Genomic DNA, 20,127 nt, shown 5'->3' on the forward strand with positions numbered 1-20,127 from the left:
ACCCTGCGCCTACATGTCCTCGTCGAACCGGTCGGCCACAAGCGCACTCACGGCATCCGCCAGCGCCTCGGCGTCGGGCCCCCAGGCTCGCACGTCAATAGTCGTTCCGCGCGACGCTGCCAACATCAAAAGGCCCATGATACTGTCCGCGCCCGTGGTCTGGCCATCATGGCTGACCTCGGCCCGCGCGTCGAATCCCTCGACAACCTCCACCAGTTTGGCCGCTGCTCGCGCGTGCAGCCCCTTCTCGTTGACGATCTCGATTTCGCGGGTGACGGTGTCTGTCATGTCGGTCTTGGTCTTTCCAGGCTATCGGGGGTCAGGGGGTGTGGCTGTCGATATACTTGCGTCCGGCGTCCAGCGCGGCGCGCGCCGCCTCGGGCACCGTCAGGTCACGGCTCTTGGCCAGCTTCAGCAGCATCGGCAGGTTCGCACCATATAGGATACGCCGGTTCTCCGGCTGGCACGCCTTCAGCGACAGGTTGGCAGGCGACGCGCCGAAGATGTCCACCACGATCAGCACGCCGTCGCCGGTGTCCACCTCGTCGGCTACCCGGCAAATCTCGTTCTGCTTCTCGGTGCGGTCGAAATCGCCCTCGATCGGGATGGCGCGGATTCCGGACTGCCCGCCGACGACATGCTCGATCGCCTTCAGATAGCCCTGCGCCAGGCCGCCATGTGCCACGATCACGATCCCGATCAAGCCCTGATGTCCCCTTTCTTTGCCGCCTCGGCCATCTCGCCGGGGCCGGACGGCACGAGCAAGCCGCGCCGTTCCAGTTCGCGATGCCTTATAGACACCTGCCAGCCCGCCTCTGCAAGGGTCTCGGACAAGGTTTCTGCCATCGTGACGCTGCGATGCTGCCCGCCGGTGCAGCCGAACCCAATCGCCAGATAGGCCTTGCCCTCCGCCTTGTAGGCCGGCAGCAACTGGCGCACCAGGTCACCGACCCGTTCGGCGAACCCCTCGAACATCGGGTCATCGCCCACATAGGCCCGTACGCGCGCGTCCTGCCCGGTCAGCCCACGCAGGCTGGCCTCCCAATAGGGGTTTCTGAGGAACCGGCAATCCAGCACCATGTCCAGGCCGCGTGGCAGCCCGCGCTTGTAGGAAAACGACTGCACCGAGACCGACATCTGCCCGCCATCGCCCGGCGCGAACCAGCGCGACAACTCCGCGCGCAGATCGTGCGGTGACAGCTCCGACGTGTCGATCAGGATATCCGCCCGCGCCCGGATCGGGCCCAGCAGGTCGAACTCCCGCGCGATCCCAGCATCCGGCGTCTCGGCCGGAGCCAGGGGGTGGCGGCGGCGCGTCTCGGAAAAGCGGCGCATCAGAACCTCGGCGCTGCTGTCGACGTACAGCACCTGCAGATGCACCGTCGCATCCGCGCTCAGCGTGTCGATCACCTCGATCAGAGCAATGGTCGAGAAATCCCGGTTGCGCGTGTCCACGCCCAGCACCAGCGGCTTGTCGGGCCCATTGCCCTCGATCAGCCGCGGCAGCAGCGAGAGCGGCAGGTTGTCGATCGCTTCGAATCCCATGTCTTCCAGCGCCCGAATTGCGGTCGTGCGCCCGGCGCCGGATGGGCCGGTCACTAGAACCAATCGCTTCGTCACCGGGCCTGCCGGCATCATGGCGCACTCCTTACTTCGTGCTTTCGGTCCTTAGATATAACGTCAGGGCGGCGGGAAAATGAGGGCTCTCGCATTTGTTAAGAACCGGCAGCATAATGCCCATGATCCGCATTTCGCGCTTCTCGGGAAGGCGCTTCGTCTCGATCTCGTCCATGTCCACCACCAGCGCAACCTTGCGCGGCCCCGTCGCCGGAACCGAAAGGATGCCCACGCCCCGCGCCTCGATCCGGCCGCGGATCGTGTCGGGTGCATCGGCCCACAGGGTGCCGCCCTCCCTCCACAGGCACGTGCGGTCGTCGGCCACCAATCCCGCGCCCAGCGTCAGGAGCCGCAGCGCCAGCCCTGACTTGCCGCTGCCCGACGCGCCGCGGATCAGGATCGCGTGCTCGTTTATGGCCACGCAGGTGGCATGCAGGGTTTCGGGGGCGCTCATGACGTCGATCCTGCGGGTCCGGGCCGGGGCGGCGCGCCCGCCCGGTCAGACCGGCAAACCCACGACAAAACGTGCGCCCAGAGGATCAGAGGTGATATCGGATTCGGTGGGCCGGATGTTCTCGGCCCAGATCACGCCCTCATGCGCCTCGACGATCTGCTTGGAAATCGACAGGCCAAGGCCCGAGTTGTTGCCGAAATCGTTGGCATCGCGCTGCGAATAGAAGCGGTTGAAGATCTTGGTCAGCGCCTGTTCGGGAATGCCCGGCCCGGTATCCTCGACAACGACGACCACGCGGTTCTCGCGTTTGCGCGCCCAAAGGCGAATGGCGTCGCCCTCATCGCAGAACGAGGTCGCGTTGGTAATCAGGTTCACGAAAACCTGCGCCAGCCGCGCTTCCAGCCCCATGATGACGATCGGGTCCTTGGGGAAATCGGTAATGAATTCCACGCCCTTCTGCTGTGCCTGTTCGCCCAGGTAGTGCGCCAGGTTTTCCAGCATCTGGATCAGGTCGAACGCCTCCTGCTCCTCGCGCACCAGTTCGCTGTCCAGCCGCGAGGCATTCGATATGTCGCTCACCAGCCGGTCGAGGCGGCGCACGTCATGCTCGATCACGTTCAGCAGTTTTTCGCGCTGGTCCTCGCGCTTGGCCACGCGCATCGTGCCCACCGCGCTGCGCAAGCTGGCCAGCGGGTTCTTAATCTCGTGTGCCACATCCGCCGCAAACTGCTCATTGCCGTCGATCCGGTGATAGAGCGCGGTGACCATGCCGCGCAGGGCACCGCTCAAACGCCCGATCTCGTCGGGCCTCGCGGTCAGGTCGGGGATACGGACACGTCCGCCGCCGTTATTGCCTCCATTGCGGTTGCGCGCGCCGCCCACTTCCGCGGCGGCGGCCAACTCGGCCAGCGGATTGGCGATGGTCGAGGCCAGGATCAGCGACAGCCCTACCGATACCAGCGTCGCCACCACGAACATCTGCAAAACGCGCTCGCGTTCCATCCGGCTCAGTTTGTCGATCTCGCCCGAGGCGCTGGACAGCGCGACAACGCCCACCGGCCGGTCGCCCTGCATGATCGGTGTCGCGACCGCGAATATGGTCGCCCCATCGTTATCGCCGCGCCCCACCTGCGTGCCATCCTCCAGCGCATCCTCGACAAGGCCCTGCGCCAGCGTCTCCACGCTGATTTCAGTTTCATTTACCAAGATCGCCGAAAACGGTGCCGACACCCAGTTCCACACCTGGTTCAGCGCGTCCGTGATCACCGTCGGCTTGTCCGGCACGCGGGCGCCGGGGCGCGGCAGATGCCCCTCGGTCCGGCCCACCAGCTGGGCGGCACGGTCATAAACCAGCACCTCGACCCCTGCTGCACGTCCAGCCCGTCCAGCGTGCCGGCCACGTCCAGCCCGTCCATCGCCACCAGGCTGACAGGCGCGCCTTCGGGAAGTTGCGCCTCGAACACGTCAGCGATCAGTTCCACGTCGCTTTGCAGCCCGTCGGCGTGCTGCTGCGCCAGCCCTTCGCGCGACGAGTTCAGGTACAGGATGCCCGCCACCAGCACGTTCAGGGCAATAAGGTTGAAAGTGATGATCTTGCGCGTGAGGGATCCGCCGCCACCGCCGAAGTAGCCCCGGCGCGCGCGGCGCATCCGGACCTCTTCCTCGACCACGTTTTCCGGCGCCACGAAATCATCGCCAAGAACGACGCCATCATCGTCATTCAGCGTATGATCGCGCACCTGGAACCCCTCCGCCAATGCCATGTCTCAGGCTATCATTCCTCGTTGTAACGATACCCGATGCCGTACAGCGTTTCGATGGCCGAAAATTCCGGGTCCACCATCCGCAGTTTCTTGCGCAGGCGCTTGATATGGCTGTCGATGGTGCGGTCATCCACATAGACCTGATCGTCATAGGCCACGTCCATCAGCTGATCGCGGCTTTTCACGAAACCGGGCCGTTGCGCCAGCGCCTGCAACAGCAGGAACTCCGTCACGGTCAGCGACACATCCTGCCCTTTCCATGACACGGCATGGCGCAGCGGGTCCATGCGCAGTTCGCCGCGCTCGATCACCTTGGTGTCCTCGGTGTCGGCCACCACGTTGCCATCGACCGCGTCCTGCCGGCGCAAGAGCGCGCGGATGCGCTCCACAAGCAGGCGCTGGCTGAACGGTTTCTTGACGTAATCGTCCGCGCCCATGCGCAGGCCCAGGACCTCGTCGATCTCGTCGTCCTTCGAAGTCAGGAAAATGACCGGCATGGCCGATTTCTGCCGCAGCCGCTGCAGCAGGTCCATCCCGTCCATCCGCGGCATCTTGATGTCCAGCACCGCCATGTCGGGCAGCTTCTTGCTGAACGCCTCATAGGCCTGCTGACCGTCGTTATATGTTTCGACCTCGAAGCCCTCGGCCTCAAGAGTCATGGAAACCGATGTCAGAATATTTCTGTCATCGTCCACAAGGGCGATTTTCGACATTATAAATTCCTTGTACTGCTCGTTTGCCTGCTTTTTTCCAACACTATGAGCCGTTTTCGCCTTTTTAATCAATCCCAAACTGCGAATCAGCCGGGCTTTCCCGTCCATGTGACGCGAAAATGTCTTAGGAATGGCTAAATTGACTCACTTTTCCCGCCCGCGGTTGCAGATGCCGGGCCAGGGCTCGCTCATGGTGGCGCTAACGACCGGCGTGATGGCGCTAACGCCGGATTTGGTTGCGCTAACTGTGCATTTGCGTCCTGTTCAATCATAAAACCGTCATGTTAAGAGGCCGGCGAAACAGCCGGTACGGGCCGGTTACTCACCGCCGCTTTGGCGGACCTGCAGGCCGACACCGCCGCCAGGGGCGGACGGCCAGAACTCAAGGAGCGCACGCATGTCAGCAGGACGGGTCAATCCCAACTTCACCCTCGAGGATCAAGGCATCACCGGACTGGGCGAAGTTCACTACAACCTGATCGAACCCGCCCTGATCGAAGAGGCGCTGCGCAAGGGCGAAGGGCGCCTCGGCAAGGGCGGCACCTTCCTCGTCTCCACCGGCCAGTTCACCGGCCGCTCGCCCAAGGACAAGCACGTCGTCAAGACCGACAGCGTGGCCGAGCATATCTGGTGGGACAACAACGCGCCCATGACGCCCGAGGCGTTCGACCAGCTCTACACCGACATGGTCGCCCACATGCAGGGCCGCGACTACTTCGTGCAGGATCTCGTCGGCGGCGCCGACCCGGCGCATTCGATCAACATGCGCATGGTCACCGAACTGGCCTGGCACGGCCTTTTCATCCGCCACATGCTGCGCCGCCCCGAGCGCGAGGCGCTCGACAGCTTCACCGCCGATTTCACCGTCATCAACTGCCCCAGCTTCAAGGCCGACCCGGCCAAGCACGGCTGTGTCTCGGAAACCGTGATCGCCATCAACTTCGACCGCAAGCTGATCTTGATCGGCAACAGCGAGTATGCCGGCGAGAACAAGAAATCTGTCTTCTCGGTCCTGAACTACCTGCTGCCGGAAAAAGGCATCATGCCGATGCACTGCTCGGCCAACCACGCCAACGGCAACCCGGTCGACACCGCCATCTTCTTCGGCCTTTCGGGCACCGGCAAAACCACCCTCTCGGCAGATCCCAACCGCACGCTCATCGGCGACGACGAACATGGCTGGTCCGACCGCGGCACCTTCAACTTCGAGGGCGGCTGCTATGCCAAGACCATCAACCTCGACCCAGAGGCGGAACCCGAGATCTACGCCACGACCGAGAAATTCGGCACGGTGATCGAGAACATGGTCTATGACGAGGAAACACTCGAACTGGACTTTGCCGACGATTCACTGACGGCCAACATGCGCTGCGCCTATCCGATGAGCTACATTTCCAACGCTTCGGAAACCGCGCTTGGCGGGCACCCCAAGAACATCATCATGCTGACCTGCGACGCGTTCGGTGTGCTGCCCCCCATCGCGCGGCTCTCGCCGGCGCAGGCGATGTATCACTTCCTCTCGGGCTTCACCGCCAAGGTCGCCGGAACCGAGCGCGGCCTGACCGAAGCCGAGCCGACCTTCTCGACATGTTTCGGCGCCCCCTTCATGCCGCGCCGCCCCGAGGTCTACGGCAACCTCTTGCGCGAAAAGATCTCCAAGCACGGCGCGACCTGCTGGCTGGTCAACACCGGCTGGACCGGTGGTGCCTACGGCACCGGCGAGCGGATGCCGATCAAGGCCACCCGGGCCCTGCTGACCGCCGCGCTTGACGGCTCGCTCAACGAGGTAGAGTTCCGCAAGGATCCAAATTTCGGCTTCGAGGTTCCGGTCAGCGTTCCCGGCGTGCCCGAGGTCCTGCTGGACCCGCGCCGCACCTGGGACGACGGCGCCGCCTACGACGCGCAGGCCCAGAAGCTGGTCAAGATGTTCGCCGACAATTTCGAGCAGTACCTGCCCTATATCGACGAGGACGTGAAAGCCGCCGCCATCGGCTAAGGCTCACACGCCCCGACCGGGCCGAAATCGCCCCCGTGCTTCAGGCGCGGGGGCTTTTTCATGCCAGTCCTTCGTCAGAGGCCCGCGCGCCCGAGACACCGTAAGGTGGGTGACAACCCGCGCGCGCCTCATGCTACCGCGGCGCCACCACACCGTAGGGTGGGTGACAACCCACGCGCGCGCCCCCCTTATCGCGGCGTCGCCTTGTTCAACGGGCTCTCCACCGGCGGCGGCGCCACGTCCATCACGCCCAACGCATCGAACCCGCCCAGCACCGCGTCCACAGCGATTGTCGCCAGCACGATCCCCATCACCCGGCTGATCACGCTGGCACCGGTGCTGCCGATCACCCTGTGCACGTAGGTCGCCGCCAGCAGCAGCACCAGCGTCAACAACAACACCAGGATCAACAGACCCGCCGTGATCGCCTGATCGGCAAGGGATGCGGTATGGTTGTCCGTCAGGATCACGATAGCCAGCATCGCCCCGGGCGACGCGATCGACGGCATCGCCAGGGGAAACACCGCGCCCGCCAGGTGGTCCCGCTCCGCCTCCTCGATCTCCCGCGCGGGCTTCGACTCGCCGAAGATCATCGTCATCGCGAACAGAAACAGGATGATCCCGCCCGCGATCTGGAACGACCCCAGCCGCAGCCCCAGCGACTCCAGCAAAAACTGTCCGCCCACCAGGAATGCCAGCAGTACCAGCGCCGCAATCGCCACCGCCCGCAGGGCGAACCGTCGATGCAGCGCCCGCGGCACCCCCTGCACCGCGAACAGGAAAACGGGGATCGAGCCCACCGGGTCGATCACCACGATCAGCGTCACCAGTTCTCTTGCCAGGGCAGCCCAGTCCATGGGGTTTAATCTTTCCGGTTAAGTGCGATGCCCGAACGCCATGCGGCGGCAATTCGATCCGCCTTCGACATCTACCGGATAACGTACCGATTATGAACCTCGGAAACCGCCAGCACCGCCCACAGGCAACCCACGCCGTGCGGATTTACACCGGCAAGGTTCCCTCAAGCACATACCGCAGGATCTCCACGACTTGGCGAGGCTCCCGCGTCACGGCCAGCGCCGCGGCGTCCACTTCCTTCAATGCGTGGTCATGTTCCGGCGGTTGCAGGATGATCAGCGATTTGCCCATCGCGCTGGCATAGCCCGCGTCGAAGGCCGCGTTCCACTGCTTGTACTTGTCGCCAAACCGCACGACCACCACGTCGGCCTCCTCGATCCCCTTGCGGGTGCGGATCGCGTTCACCATGGCACCCTTGCGGTCATGCCAGAACTTGTCATCCTCGGCGCCAAGTATCGCCACGCCGCAATCGTCGCTGGCACCATGATCCGTCACCGGCGCGGAAAATTCCACGTCCAGCCCATGCGCCCCTTCGATGATCTGGTCGCGCCAGTCGGTGTGAATTTCGCCGGACAGATATACGTTCAACATGCGGTCAACTCCTTTTTCCCTTGTCGCCGCACAATCTGCATCCCACGTCCCGGAATACAAGTCAGACCTTCCGCGCCACGATCAAATGGCTCGGCGGCCGGACCGGGTAACTGCCCGTCTCGACGATGCGAAACCCCGAGCTGCCGATCTCAGCATCCATGTCCGCAGTTTTCAGGAACCGCACGAACGGTGCCTTTCCCAGCCACTGCAAAAGCGGCAGTGCCTTCCGCATCAGGTTGAACTTCCATCCCAGGTCCGGCTCGCCGATGCAGGGCGTCTTCGAGATGTAGGACCCACCCTCCTTCAGCAGGTCATGAACCCGCCGGTGTACCTCCGTCGCGTCCTCCATCAGGTGCACCACGTTCAGCGCCAGCACCACATCGAACGTTCCGGGCTCCAGCCGCGCGTCATGCACGTCCGCCACCAGGAACCGCACGTTGTGGGCGCCCTGGCGCTTCCGCGCTTCGGCGATCATGCCTCCCGCGAAATCCGTAGCCACGATTTCCCCGGCCTCGCCCGCCAGCCTAAGCGCCGTGCCGCCCGTGCCACACCCTATTTCAAGCACCCGCGCCCCGCAGGGCAGATGCGCCCGGATACGTTCCAGCGTCGCGACATAGGCCGCCTCGTCTCCGATCGGCTTCGCGGCGTATTTCGGTGCGATCCCGCTCCAGAATTGCTTACCCGGTTTCATTGCGTATCTCCTTTGCGAGCCCTATACTTCTGCATGGAAATCTATAAAACTCCTTAAAATTGCAGGCTTATCATGCAAAAGCGCATGGATGGTGATTTCGACTGGACCCGCCTGCGGGCCTTTCTCGCTACGGCCGAGGCCGGTTCGCTCTCCGCCGCCGCCCGGCGGCTGGGTCTCACCCAGCCAACCCTGGGCCGACAGGTCTCGGCGCTGGAACAGGAACTCGGTCTGGCGTTGTTCGAGCGCGCCGGCCGAACGCTGCACCTGACCGACGCAGGCCATGACGTGCTGGCCGAGGCCCGCGGCATGGGCGAGGCCGCGACCCGCATCGCCCTGATTGCCCAGGGCCGCGCCCGATCACTGGAAGGCCGCATCAAGCTTACCGCGTCCGACATGATGTCGGCCCACGTTTTGCCCGATATTCTGCTGCAACTCCGCCCGCTTGCGCCGAAGTTGCGCGTCGATATCATCGCCGCCAACGATATCCGCGACATCCTCGCCCGCGAGGCCGATATCGCCATCCGCCACGTCCGCCCGTCCGAGCCCGACCTGATCGCCCGCCTTGTCGGCGACGCGCCTGCGCATTTCTACGGTTCCAGGGACTACCTCGCCACACGCGGCACCCCACACACGCCCGACGATCTTGCCACGCACGATATCATCAGCTTCGGCGACGATGCCCGCATGATCGAAGCGCTTGCCGCCTGGGGCCTGCCGCTCTCGCCGCAGCAGTTCACCACCGGCGCCACCAGCGGCATCGCCTGCTGGGAACTGGCGCGAAAGGGGTTCGGCCTGGCCCCCATGTCCGACGACATCGCGGCAGGCTTTCCTGACATGGTTCCGCTCCTGACGGACAGCCCGCCGATCACCTTCCCGATCTGGCTGGTCACTCACCGGGATCTGCACACCTCGCGCCGCATCCGGCTGGTCTTCGACCTTCTGGCCAAGATGCTGGACGACCGGCTGGCTTGATGCGTAGGGTGGGTGAAAACCCACCTCCACCGGACCGCCGCCTTATCGCAGCGCCGGATCCACGCTCGCCCCGTCAACCCGAATAGAGCCCGTCAGCCCCGCAGCGTGCCACCCGTCGCCTTGGTCACCTTCTCGACGATCCTGGCGGAAACGGCCTCGATATCGGCGTCCTTCAGCGTCTTGTCGGTGGGTTGCAGGCGCACCGTGATCGCAAGGCTCTTCTTGCCGTCGCCAAGGCTGCCACCGATGAACTCGTCGAACACGCGCACCTCTTCGATGAGGGATTTATCCGCCCCCGCAGCGGCATTGACCAACGTCAGCGCCTCCACTCCGGCATCCACCACGAAGGCGAAATCCCGCTCCACCGCCTGCAGGTCGCTGGCTGTCATGGCACCCCGGTTCGCGCCTGCCTTGCGCGGCATTGGAATCTCCTGCGGGTAAAGCGTAAAGCCCACAACCGGCCCCTTCACATCCATCTCGCGCAGGATCTTCGGGTGCAATTCACCGAACACGCCCAGCACCTTCTTCGGCCCCAGGCAGATCATCCCGTGCCGCCCCGGGTGCCACCACTCGGACGCCCCGCGCAGGATCTGCACCTTCGCCGGTGCGCCCAGCGCCCCCAGGATCGCCTCGGCATCCGCCTTGGCATCGTAGAGGTCCACCGGACGGCTCGCCTTGTGCACGTCCTTCGGCCCGGTCCGGCCCACCAGGATACCGCTCACCTGCACATGCTGTTCCTCCGGCTCGCCGCCGTGAAACGCGTGCCCCAGCTCGAACAGCGCCATGTCCGCCGCCCCCCGTGCCTGGTTTCGCGCGGCCGCCTGCAACAGCCCCGGCAGCAGGTCGGGCCGCATATGGCTCATCTCGCTGCTGATCGGGTTGGCCAGCATCGTGGCGTCATCGCCGCCGCCGAAGAGCGTCGCACTGGCCTTGTCGATGAAGCTGTAGGTCACGCACTCGTTGTAGCCCAGCGCCGCCGCCATCCGGCGCGCCGTCCGCTCCCGCTGCTGCCCGACGCTCAGGATCGGCTGGGGCACGCCCGCCTGCATCCGCGGCATGGGGCGACCCACCAGCTTGGTCAGCGACGCCACCCGCGCCACTTCCTCCACCAGGTCGGCCTCGCCCATGATATCGGGCCGCCAGCTCGGCACATGCGCGGTGTTGCCCTCCATGCGAAAGCCCAGCCGAGTCAGCGTCTGGCGCTGCTCGGATTCGGGGATCTCCATCCCCACCAGAGACTGCACCTTCGCCGCGTCCAGCCTGTACGAGCGTGCCACATCCGGCACCTCGCCCGCGACCACGAGGTTCGACGCCTCGCCCCCGCACAGGTCCAGGATCATCTGCGTCGCCAGGTCGTGCGCTTCCATGTTGAACGCCGGGTCGATCCCCCGCTCGTTGCGATACCGAGCGTCCGAATTGATCTTCAGCGCCCGGCCCGTATGCGCGATCTGTATATGGTCCCACACGGCCGCCTCGAGGAATACATTCGTCGTCTCGGCGGTACAGCCCGTCGCCAGCCCGCCCATGATGCCGCCGACGCTCTCGATGCCGTTGTCGTCCGAGATCACCACCTGCCCTTTCGAGAAGGTGTATTCCTTCTCGTCCAGCCCGGTAAACGTCTCGCCCCCCTTTGCGCGGTGCACCCGCAGGTTTCCCGCCACCTTGTCGGCGTCGAACACGTGCAGCGGGCGGTTGCGGTCATAGGTGAAGAAATTGGTGATATCCACCAGCGTCGAAATCGGGCGCAGCCCGATGGCGCGCAGCCGGTCCTGAAGCCACTCCGGGCTGGGCCCGTTGGTCACACCGCGGATCAACCTCCCGGCAAAGACGAAACAGCCGTCGGTTCGGGTGTCCTCGTCGATGGTTACCGTGATCGGGCAGGGAAACTGCCCCTCCACATGCGCTCGTGGCGCCTCCTTCATCGTACCAAGACCCCGCGCTGCAAGGTCCAGCGCGATCCCCCGCACACCCAGCGCATCGGGCCGGTTCGGCGTGATCGCGATCTCTATGACGGGGTCGACCTTGGCCGGATCGTTCTCGTTCAGCCAGTCGACGAACCGCTCACCCACATCGCCGCTCGGCAACTCGATGATCCCGTCATGCTCCTCGGAAAGCTCCATCTCGCGCTCCGACGCCATCATTCCGAAGCTTTCGATCCCGCGGATTTTTCCCACACCGATGGTGGTGTCGATCCCCGGCACGTAGACGCCGGGCTTGGCCACCACCACGGTGATGCCCTCGCGCGCATTCGGCGCGCCGCAGATGATCTGTTTCACGCCCTCGTCGGTTTCCACCTGGCAAACCCGCAGACGGTCTGCATCGGGATGCTTCTCGGCGCTTACCACCTTGCCGATGGTAAAATCCGCCAGCCGCTCGCCCGGGTTGGAAATCTCTTCCACCTCGAGGCCAAGGTCGGTCAGCGCCTCGGCGATCTCCGTCACGCTGGCGGTGGTTTCAAGATGGTCTTTCAGCCAGGACAGGGTGAATTTCATCGTCTCTCATCCATCAGGGGTCAAACTCGTCCCGGGCGCTTTACCGGATATGTCCCGCGCTTGAAAGAGGGCACCGCAGCGGGGGCCAGCCCCCCACGTCGAAACCCGGGTTTCGACGCTCCCCCGGGATATTTGTGGCCAGAGGAAGAAAGGCGTGACACATGCAGCTTCCTCTGGCCCGAAATATCCCCGCCGGAGGCCCCCGCCCGCCGGGATGTGCAACGCCGGGCAATCCCGTCACGCCGAGGCTCCCGCGCCCGAGGAAGCGCCCGAAGGGCGCGCAACGAGACATCCGGCGCGGCGCAGCCGCACCACCGTTCTAAAAGCTGATGATCCCGCGTCGCACCAGGTTCAGCCCCGCGACGACCAGCACCGCCAAGGTCAGACGGCGAAACAGCCGCTGGTCGATCCGGTCCTGCAACATGAAACCGATCCAGAGGCCAATCAGCGCCGGCACGATCAGCGACAGCGACAGCGGCAGCGTCTGGGCGTTGAGCACGCCAGAAGCCGTGTGGGCCCCTGTCAGCAACACCGCGCCCATGCCGTAGATTACCCCTGCACCCGCATCTGCTCGGCCTTTTCGGTGTCCAGCGCCGTCAGCATCGCCACGGTGGGTGGCCCCCACACGCCCGAGATGCCGCCGAAGAACCCCGCCACGGCGCCGATCCCCGCCTCCACGCGCCGCCCCGGGTTTGGCGGCAACCGCAAAGGCCGTCCGACCAGCGCAAAGCCTGCGTAGATGATTATCGGCACCCCGATCAGCAGCAGCATCACCGCCTCCGGGATCACCCGCACGAACTGTGCCGACACCAGCAGCAATGCCATGCCCGAGCCCAGAAACACCCGGTATTTCGCCAGCGACCCCAAGGCCGCCCGCAGACCCTGCCGCAGCGCCTGCCAGCTGTTCGACACCAAGGTGGGCAGAATCAGCCCGGCCAGCGCCACCTCCGGCGGCATCACCGTGCTCAGCCCCGAGATCACCACCATCGGCATGGCGAATCCGACGACGCCCTTGACGATCCCGCCCAGCACGGCCACGCCCCAGGCGAACACCATCAACGTCAACCAGTCCGGACCGAGCAACTCAACCATGCGCTTCTCCTAGCACTTTTCTCGGGGCGTGCACGGCCTAAATCACCGCCATGACTGCCTGAAATCCGACTGGACCGCCCGGCGCCCGCGACACGACAGCGCAATATTCGACCAATTCGCGCGCCGCATGGGCATAATAGTTGCGCTGCACCTGCGAAATGGTTATGCCAGTGCGGCGAAAACGAAGGAGCTAACCCATGGCGCATGACGGACAGGATGTTGACCTTTCGACCGAGATCCTCCTGAAGGATTTGCTGGACCTGACCGGCAAGGCCGTGGCCCCGGCCGAACAGATCCTCGACAAGGCCAGGGACGCCCTGCGCGCGCTCGTCAGCGTCGAGGGCCGCGTCTCCTCGGGTGCCGTGGAACAGCACCAGACGGCCAGCCACGGCCTTGCATGGCTCGCCACCTACGTTGAAGCCCTGCGCCAGATGCAGGGCTGGGCCACGCGCCTCCAAGGCGAGGGCAGATTTGGCGAGGTCGAGCAGCTCATCCACCAGATCGCCTTTGGCGAATACCTCTGGCAGATCTACGGCGGCATCCCGATGAACCAGGGCGAAATCCTGCGCCTGCAGGATATCGGTCTTTCCCAGGACGACATGCGCGTCCTGATGACGCCCGAGGCCCAGACCTTGACGCAGTGCGGCAACACCCAGGCCGCCCGCCTCCGGCTGGTGGAATTGATGCAGGAACGCGCCGCCGAGATCACCGTCGGCACCACCGGCCTCGACGACGAGCTCGAGATGATCCGCGAGCAGTTCCGCCGCTACGCCGTCGACAAGATCCTGCCCGAGGCGCATGAGTGGCACCTCAAGGACGAACTCATCCCGATGGAGATCATCGAGGAACTGTCGGAAATGGGCGTCTTCGGGCTGACCATCCCCGAGGAATTCGGCGGCCTCGGCCTCAGCAAGGCCTCCATGTGCGTCGTCTCCGAGGAACTCAGCCGCGGCTATATCGGCGTCGGCTCGCTGGGCACCCGGTCCGAGATCGCAGCCGAACTCATCATCGCCGGCGGCACGCCCGAGCAGAAGGAAAAGTGGCTTCCCGGCCTCGCCTCAGGCGAGATCCTGCCCACCGCGGTCTTCACCGAGCCCAACACCGGCTCCGACCTCGGCGCGCTGAAAACACGCGCGAAACAGGACGACAACGGCGACTGGATCCTCAACGGCAACAAGACCTGGATCACCCATGCCGCGCGCACCCACGTGATGACCGTGCTGGCCCGCAGCGTGCAGGGCACCGACGATTACAAGGGCCTCAGCATGTTCCTGGCCGAAAAGACCCCCGGCACGGACGAAGAGCCATTCAAGGACCCCGGCATTTCCGGCGGCGAGATCGAGGTGCTGGGCTATCGCGGGATGAAGGAATACACGGTCAATTTCGACGACTTCAAAGTGAAAGGCGAGAACCTTCTGGGCGGCGAAGAGGGCAAGGGCTTCAAGCAGCTCATGGAGACCTTCGAGAGCGCCCGCATCCAGACCGCCGCGCGCGCCATCGGCGTGGCGCAAAACGCGCTTGATCTCGGGATGCAATACGCCCAGGAGCGCAAGCAGTTCGGCAAGGAACTGATCGAGTTTCCACGCGTCGCCAACAAGCTGGCGATGATGGCCGTGGAAATCATGGTGGCCCGCCAGCTCACCTATTATTCGGCGTTCGAAAAGGACGAGGGCCGCCGCTGCGACGTCGAGGCCGGCATGGCCAAGCTGCTGGGCGCCCGCGTGGCCTGGGCCGCCGCCGACAACGCGCTGCAGATCCACGGCGGCAACGGCTTCGCGCTGGAATACCCGGTCAGCCGCGTGCTCTGCGATGCCCGCATCCTCAACATCTTCGAGGGTGCCGGCGAAATTCAGGCGCAGGTCATCGCAAGAAGGCTCCTCGGGTAAAAGGTAGGGCGGGGTTCAACCCCGCCACACGCCACCGATGTAGGGTGGGTGAAAACCCACGCGCACCTGTCCGGGTCAAACGTCCGTCTCCAGCTCCATTTTCTTCGTACGAAGAAAAAATCCCAAGAAAATTCTTCCGAATTTTCTCCCCCGCTCCCGGAGAAATTCTTCTGCGGCCCTGAACACCGCGCCCCGTCCGGTTAACGCTCAGCCCGCGAAATCCACCCGGACCGGTTGCAGCCCGTCGATCCCGCCCCGCAGTCGGCTTCCCGGCTTTACCGGCCCGACACCTGCAGGCGTTCCCGTCATGATCAGGTCTCCGGCCAACAGGCGATAGAACCGCGACAGGTGCGCGATGATCTCCGGCACGCTCCAGACCATGGCGGCCAGCGTCGCTTCCTGCACCCGGGTTCCGTCATGGTCCAGCCAGATCGCCTGCCCGCCGACCGCGCCAAACTCCTCGGACCGCGTCAGCGGCCCCAGTATTGCGGCATTCTCGAAATCCTTGCCCAGGTCCCAGGGCCGCCGCGTTTCCTTGGCCTGCGCCTGTAAATCGCGCCGCGTCAGGTCGATCCCGCAGCCATAGCCGAACACCGCCGACATCGCGTCAGCTTCGGAAATCAGCCCGGCCTCGCCGCCCAGCGCCACCACGAACTCCATCTCATAGTGGCAGTCGCTCGTCTCCGGCGGCATCGGAATCGTGGCCCCGCCGGGACAATAGGCATGGGCGGACTTGTTGAAATACCACGGCGCCTCGCGGTCTACCTCGTTGCCCATCTCGGCCGCATGCGCGGCATAGTTCCGGCCCACGCAGAAAATCCGCCGGATCGGGAAAACCGCCGCGTCCCCCTCGACAGGCAGGGCATGGATCGGCGCGGGCTCGAAAAGATATTCGGTGGACATGGGGCAAACTCCTTATCTGCCGCCATATGCGCACCCGCCGTGCCGGGGTTCAAGCCCGGACCATCCGCTCCAACGCAACCTTCGTAGGGTGGGTGAAAACCCACGCGCGCCGAACGGCCCGCCTCACGCCACCCGGTTCCCCCGGCTCCACACGGCCCGCAAGGCCGGCGCCCCGCCGCGCAGATCGAACCGAATGAGGTCGGCGCGCTTGCCCGGCGCGATCTCGCCCCGGTCCTGCAATCCCACCGCCTTCGCCGGCGCCGCCGTCACCGTCGCCAGCCCCCGCGCCATGCAGCCCCAGTCCTGCCCCAGCTTGACCGCCGCCAACAGCAGCGCCGACGGCACGTAATCCGACGACAGGATATCCAGAAGCCCCGCCTCGGCCAGTTCCCCCGCCGCCACATTGCCAGAATGCGACCCCCTCGAATGAGGTTCGGCGCCCCCATGATAACGGCGATACCGCGCGCGTGGCTGGCCTTTGCCGCCTCCACCGTGGTCGGGAACTCCGCCATCGCCACGCCATAGCCCTTCGAGGTCTCGACCTGTGCTTCCGTCGTATCGTCATGGCTCGCCAGCACCGCGCCATAGCGCGCCGCCTCCCGCACCGCCGCCGCCTCGTGCCGGTCGCCATTGGCCTCCCGCAGCGCCTTCAGCTGCGCCACATGCGCGTCGAATTCCGCATCCGACAGCGCGTGCTTGCCCTTCATGTAATCGGCCAGCTTGGTGATATCCCGAAACTGCCGCTGCCCCGGCGTGTGGTCCATCAGGCTGACGATGCCCACCCGATCCTCGGGTCCGAACTCCGCCATCTCCTCTTCCAGCGTTTCCGAACAGACCTCCGCGCGCAGGTGCAGGAAATGGCTGATCTTCAGCGCATCCGCCTCGCGCAGCGCCCACAGTTCGCGCGCCAGTCCACGCGCATAGGCCAGGTACCGCCCCCGCCCCGTCGGGATCGACCCCACCCGCATCGCGTCGAATACCGTGGTGATCCCGGTACTCGCCAGTTCCGCGTCATGCGCCAGGATCGCCGCGTTATGCGGCCAGTCCACCTTGGGCCGCGGCTGGATGTGCCGCTCCAGGTTGTCGGTATGCAGCTCGATCAGCCCCGGCGCCACGAAGCCAGCCCCGCAGTCGATCGCACCGGCGGGCACCGCGTCGCCCTCCTCGATCCCGGCAAGCGCACCATTCTCCACACTCACGGCCCCGGTCATCACCCGGTCGCGCAGGATCACTTGCGCATTGGCAAGGCAAAACGTCTCTGTCATGGAACCATCACTTGGCTTGAAGTTGAAAGAACGGCAATACGGCGCGCATGGATTTCAATCGCTACGCCATCTACTACACCCCCACCGGCGCACTTGCCCGCTTCGGCGCCGACTGGCTCGGCTGGGACGTGGAGACCGGCAAACCGACCTCTCCGCCCGAGATCGACGGCCTTCCCGCCCAGTGGGACGAGATCACCAGCACCCCCCGCAGATACGGCTTTCACGCCACGATCAAGCCGCCCTTCCGGCTGGCCGAAGGCTGGGCGGAAACCGATCTTTTGACCGCCTTCACCACCCATTGCGGCCTGGCCGCTCCGGTCACGCTGGAGGGGTTGGACCTGGCGCAACTGGGCCGCTTCCTCGCCCTCGTACCCGCCGGAGACACGAGCGGCCTCAACCGACTCGCCGCCGACACCGTCCGCACGCTCGATGCGTTCCGTGCGCCGCTCACTGACGCGGACCTCGCCCGCCGCCGCGCCGCAAACCTCACGCCGGAACAGGACGCTCTCCTGCTGCAATGGGGCTACCCATACGTGATGGACCAGTTCCGCTGCCATCTGACCCTCTCCGGCAAGCTGCCCAAGGCACAGGCCACGCAACTCCGCACCGCTCTGGCCCCCGTCATCGCGCCGCTCGTCCCTCGACCTTTCATCATCGACGCCCTCAGCCTCTGCGGCGAGGATGCCACGGGCCGTTTCCACCTCGTTCATCGCGCCGCCCTCTCCGGCTGAAGCTTGTCCCAGACCTCCGCCGCGGTCTCGGAGACAGTCCTCGTGTTCTCCACCTCGATCACCCGCTCCAGACCTTCGGGCAAGGCAAATCCCGCCCGCGCCAGCCGCGCCGCGATCACCTCGGCGCTTTCCCGCCCGCGCGCCGCGAGGCGCGACGCCAGCACGTCCACCGGCGCCGTAAGGTGCACCACGGCAAATCCGGGAAACATCGCCTGTGCGTCCGCCAGAACCGCCCGCGACAGGTTCACCAGACACAGATGACCCGCCGCCACGTCCTCATTCACCGACACCGGAACGCCATAGCGCAGCCCATGCGCCCCCCAGTGCAAGGCAAACGCACGCGCCTGCACCCGCACCTCGAACGCGTGCTCGCTGACCGGTTCGAACACCTCGCACCTCGCGTCGGCGGCCCGCGTGATGACCCGCCGCACCAGCCGCACGCCCGCGTGCCGCTCGGCCAGCGCGCGCATCACGCTGTCCTTGCCCACGCCCGACGGCCCGACAACGCCAACCAGCCGCCCGGTATGGACCGGCGCGCACATCACGCGGCCTTCGGGGTAAAGACCGACACGTCGATCTCCCGGTCACAGACCCTTGCCCGCGCCGCCTCGTCATGGAAAATCCCCACGATCGCAGCACCCCGCGCCTTGGCCTCCTCGATCAGACGCAACACCGTTTCGCGGTTCGCGGCATCCAGGCTCGCCGTGGGCTCGTCCAGCAGCATCGCCGGATAGCCATGCGCGAAACCGCGCGCGATGTTCACCCGCTGCTGCTCTCCGCCGGAAAAGGTCGTCGGGCTCAACCCCACAGCCCTTCGGGGATGTTCAACCGCCCCAACAATTCCTCGGCACGCGCCATGGCCACGTCCCGATCCACGCCCACCGCCAACAGCGGCTCGGCCACCACCTCCCGCGTCGGCACCCGTGGCACCACCCGCAGGAACTGGCTCACATACCCCAGCGTCTCTCGCCTGAGCGCCAGAATCTCGCGCGGTTCGGCCCGGGCCACATCCACGCCCCCCACCACGATCCGGCCCGAGGCGGCCAGGTAATTGCCATAGATCATCCGCATCAGCGTCGATTTGCCCGCGCCCGACGCCCCCGTCAGCGCCACGCATTCGCCGCGCCCCACCAACAGCGACGCCCCCGCCATCACCGGAATGATCGCACCACCCTGGTTATGCAGCACGAAATTCTTCGACACGTTCTCGATCTCGATCATCATCCCGGCTTTCACTGTTCCCCAAATACTCAAATCCCGACGCTTCAAACCTGCAACACGCTCGAGACAAGCAACTGCGTATACCCATGCTGCGGATCGTCCAGCACTTGGTCGGTCAGCCCCGTCTCCACCACATGCCCGTCCTTCATCACCATCAGCCGGTCCGCCAAAAGCCGCACCACGGCCAGATCATGCGTCACGATGATGGCCGACAGCCCCATCTCCCGCACCAGCCCTCGCAACAGGTCCAACAGCCGCGCCTGCACGCTCACATCGAGGCCCCCCGTGGGTTCGTCCATGAACACCAGCCGCGGCCCGGTCACCAGATTCCGCGCGATCTGCAACCGCTGCTGCATCCCGCCCGAAAAGGCCGTGGGTCGGTCGTCCACCCGGTCCTCGGCAATCTCGACGCGGCCCAGCCAGTCCACCGCAGAACTGCGGATATCCCCGTAATGCCGCGCGCCCACGGCCATCAGCCGCTCGCCCACGTTGCCGCCCGCACTCACCCCCATGCGCAGACCATCCCGCGCATGCTGATGCACGAAGGCCCAGTCGGTCCGCCCCAGCATCCGCCGCTCGGGCTCTGACATCCTCAGCGTGTCACGCGGCCCGTCCACGGCCGTGTCGAAAATCACCTCGCCGGCATCAGGAGCCAGATGACCGGCGAGGCAGCCCAGAAGCGTGGATTTACCCGATCCACTCTCCCCGACGATCCCCATCACTTCCCCGGGATAAAGGTCGAACGACACGTCCCGGCAGCCGACCCGGGCGCCATAGAACTTCGCCACCTCACGCACCTGCAACAACGGAGTCATCACGCCAGCCCTCCCGCACGCGGATTTTTCCAAAAATCCGCTCCAAAATTTTTCCAAAAATTTTGCG

At 65.2% G+C, this 20,127-nt stretch carries 16 protein-coding genes and 4 pseudogenes; 4 read left to right on the forward strand and 16 right to left on the reverse strand.

The window, feature by feature from the left end; translation table 11 throughout:
• Positions 1-9: 9 nt before the first annotated feature.
• The 6 genes and pseudogenes from ACSQ76_RS17425 to ACSQ76_RS17450 all read right to left on the reverse strand — a co-directional run bounded on the left by ACSQ76_RS17425 (position 10) and on the right by ACSQ76_RS17450 (position 4,547).
• Positions 10-288 carry an HPr family phosphocarrier protein gene (locus tag ACSQ76_RS17425; RefSeq protein ID WP_437157553.1) on the reverse strand — a complete coding sequence of 93 codons (279 nt, stop codon included), beginning with the start codon at positions 286-288 and terminating at the stop codon, positions 10-12.
• Between the two features lie 31 nt (positions 289-319).
• Positions 320-703, reverse strand: a complete 384-nt coding sequence (locus tag ACSQ76_RS17430; protein ID WP_306130952.1) for a PTS sugar transporter subunit IIA — start codon at positions 701-703, stop codon at positions 320-322.
• Positions 700-1,635, reverse strand: coding sequence for an RNase adapter RapZ (gene rapZ / locus ACSQ76_RS17435; RefSeq protein ID WP_306130965.1), 936 nt, complete (start codon positions 1,633-1,635; stop codon positions 700-702). Before rapZ ends, ACSQ76_RS17430 begins: the two co-directional genes overlap by 4 nt.
• A gap of 13 nt (positions 1,636-1,648) precedes the next feature.
• Positions 1,649-2,071, reverse strand: coding sequence for an HPr kinase/phosphorylase (locus ACSQ76_RS17440; RefSeq protein ID WP_437157554.1), 423 nt, complete (start codon positions 2,069-2,071; stop codon positions 1,649-1,651).
• Positions 2,072-2,116: 45 nt separating this feature from the next.
• Positions 2,117-3,834 (reverse strand): annotated as a pseudogene (locus ACSQ76_RS17445) (ATP-binding protein).
• A gap of 11 nt (positions 3,835-3,845) precedes the next feature.
• Positions 3,846-4,547 (reverse strand): response regulator transcription factor, encoded by a 702-nt coding sequence (locus ACSQ76_RS17450; RefSeq protein ID WP_057794252.1) that lies wholly within the window; start codon positions 4,545-4,547, stop codon positions 3,846-3,848.
• Between the two features lie 397 nt (positions 4,548-4,944).
• Here ACSQ76_RS17450 and ACSQ76_RS17455 point away from each other — a divergent pair, with 397 nt between their 5' ends.
• Positions 4,945-6,543, forward strand: a complete 1,599-nt coding sequence (locus ACSQ76_RS17455) for a phosphoenolpyruvate carboxykinase (RefSeq protein ID WP_437157555.1) — start codon at positions 4,945-4,947, stop codon at positions 6,541-6,543.
• A gap of 188 nt (positions 6,544-6,731) precedes the next feature.
• Here the strand turns inward: ACSQ76_RS17455 and ACSQ76_RS17460 are convergent, their stop codons facing one another.
• The 3 genes from ACSQ76_RS17460 to ACSQ76_RS17470 all read right to left on the reverse strand — a co-directional run bounded on the left by ACSQ76_RS17460 (position 6,732) and on the right by ACSQ76_RS17470 (position 8,683).
• A complete protein-coding gene (locus tag ACSQ76_RS17460) occupies positions 6,732-7,400 on the reverse strand; it encodes a MarC family protein (RefSeq protein WP_437157556.1) in 669 nt (222 codons plus the stop codon).
• 145 nt (positions 7,401-7,545) lie between these two features.
• Positions 7,546-7,992 (reverse strand): YtoQ family protein, encoded by a 447-nt coding sequence (locus ACSQ76_RS17465; protein WP_306130947.1) that lies wholly within the window; start codon positions 7,990-7,992, stop codon positions 7,546-7,548.
• A 61-nt stretch (positions 7,993-8,053) separates the two neighbouring features.
• Entirely contained in the window at positions 8,054-8,683 is a 630-nt protein-coding gene (locus tag ACSQ76_RS17470; RefSeq protein ID WP_306130946.1) for a class I SAM-dependent methyltransferase, read from the reverse strand.
• A gap of 72 nt (positions 8,684-8,755) precedes the next feature.
• Here ACSQ76_RS17470 and ACSQ76_RS17475 point away from each other — a divergent pair, with 72 nt between their 5' ends.
• Positions 8,756-9,655: a LysR family transcriptional regulator gene (locus tag ACSQ76_RS17475; RefSeq protein ID WP_437157557.1), complete on the forward strand. Its 900-nt coding sequence runs from the start codon at positions 8,756-8,758 to the stop codon at positions 9,653-9,655.
• Between the two features lie 92 nt (positions 9,656-9,747).
• Here ACSQ76_RS17475 and pheT read toward each other — a convergent pair whose 3' ends face one another.
• Together pheT and ACSQ76_RS17485 are read right to left on the reverse strand one after the other, a co-directional pair.
• On the reverse strand, positions 9,748-12,147 hold the full coding sequence (pheT, locus tag ACSQ76_RS17480) for a phenylalanine--tRNA ligase subunit beta (RefSeq protein ID WP_437157558.1): 2,400 nt from the start codon (positions 12,145-12,147) through the stop codon (positions 9,748-9,750).
• Between the two features lie 319 nt (positions 12,148-12,466).
• A pseudogene (locus ACSQ76_RS17485) lies at positions 12,467-13,239 on the reverse strand (sulfite exporter TauE/SafE family protein).
• Between the two features lie 197 nt (positions 13,240-13,436).
• Between ACSQ76_RS17485 and ACSQ76_RS17490 the strand changes: the two are divergent.
• Positions 13,437-15,125: an acyl-CoA dehydrogenase family protein gene (locus ACSQ76_RS17490; protein WP_437157559.1), complete on the forward strand. Its 1,689-nt coding sequence runs from the start codon at positions 13,437-13,439 to the stop codon at positions 15,123-15,125.
• 207 nt (positions 15,126-15,332) lie between these two features.
• Here the strand turns inward: ACSQ76_RS17490 and ACSQ76_RS17495 are convergent, their stop codons facing one another.
• Both ACSQ76_RS17495 and ACSQ76_RS17500 read right to left on the reverse strand, forming a co-directional pair.
• Positions 15,333-16,028: a fumarylacetoacetate hydrolase family protein gene (locus ACSQ76_RS17495; RefSeq protein ID WP_437157560.1), complete on the reverse strand. Its 696-nt coding sequence runs from the start codon at positions 16,026-16,028 to the stop codon at positions 15,333-15,335.
• 123 nt (positions 16,029-16,151) lie between these two features.
• Positions 16,152-17,293 (reverse strand): annotated as a pseudogene (locus ACSQ76_RS17500) (alpha-D-ribose 1-methylphosphonate 5-triphosphate diphosphatase).
• A gap of 47 nt (positions 17,294-17,340) precedes the next feature.
• Between ACSQ76_RS17500 and ACSQ76_RS17505 the strand changes: the two are divergent.
• Positions 17,341-18,024: a DUF1045 domain-containing protein gene (locus ACSQ76_RS17505; protein ID WP_306131105.1), complete on the forward strand. Its 684-nt coding sequence runs from the start codon at positions 17,341-17,343 to the stop codon at positions 18,022-18,024.
• Here ACSQ76_RS17505 and phnN read toward each other — a convergent pair.
• The 3 genes and pseudogenes from phnN to phnK form a co-directional block, all read right to left on the reverse strand.
• Positions 18,000-18,566, reverse strand: a complete 567-nt coding sequence (gene phnN, locus ACSQ76_RS17510) for a phosphonate metabolism protein/1,5-bisphosphokinase (PRPP-forming) PhnN (RefSeq protein ID WP_437157561.1) — start codon at positions 18,564-18,566, stop codon at positions 18,000-18,002. The genes ACSQ76_RS17505 and phnN overlap by 25 nt on opposite strands.
• Positions 18,566-19,245 (reverse strand): annotated as a pseudogene (gene phnL / locus ACSQ76_RS17515) (phosphonate C-P lyase system protein PhnL). The gene phnN and the pseudogene phnL overlap by 1 nt, the downstream one beginning before the upstream one ends.
• Before the next feature lie 44 nt (positions 19,246-19,289).
• Positions 19,290-20,060: a phosphonate C-P lyase system protein PhnK gene (gene phnK, locus ACSQ76_RS17520; protein ID WP_437158228.1), complete on the reverse strand. Its 771-nt coding sequence runs from the start codon at positions 20,058-20,060 to the stop codon at positions 19,290-19,292.
• Between the last annotated feature and the right edge of the window lie 67 nt (positions 20,061-20,127).

This window comes from Roseovarius sp. B08 (assembly GCF_051417955.1).
Lineage (GTDB): Bacteria > Pseudomonadota > Alphaproteobacteria > Rhodobacterales > Rhodobacteraceae > Roseovarius.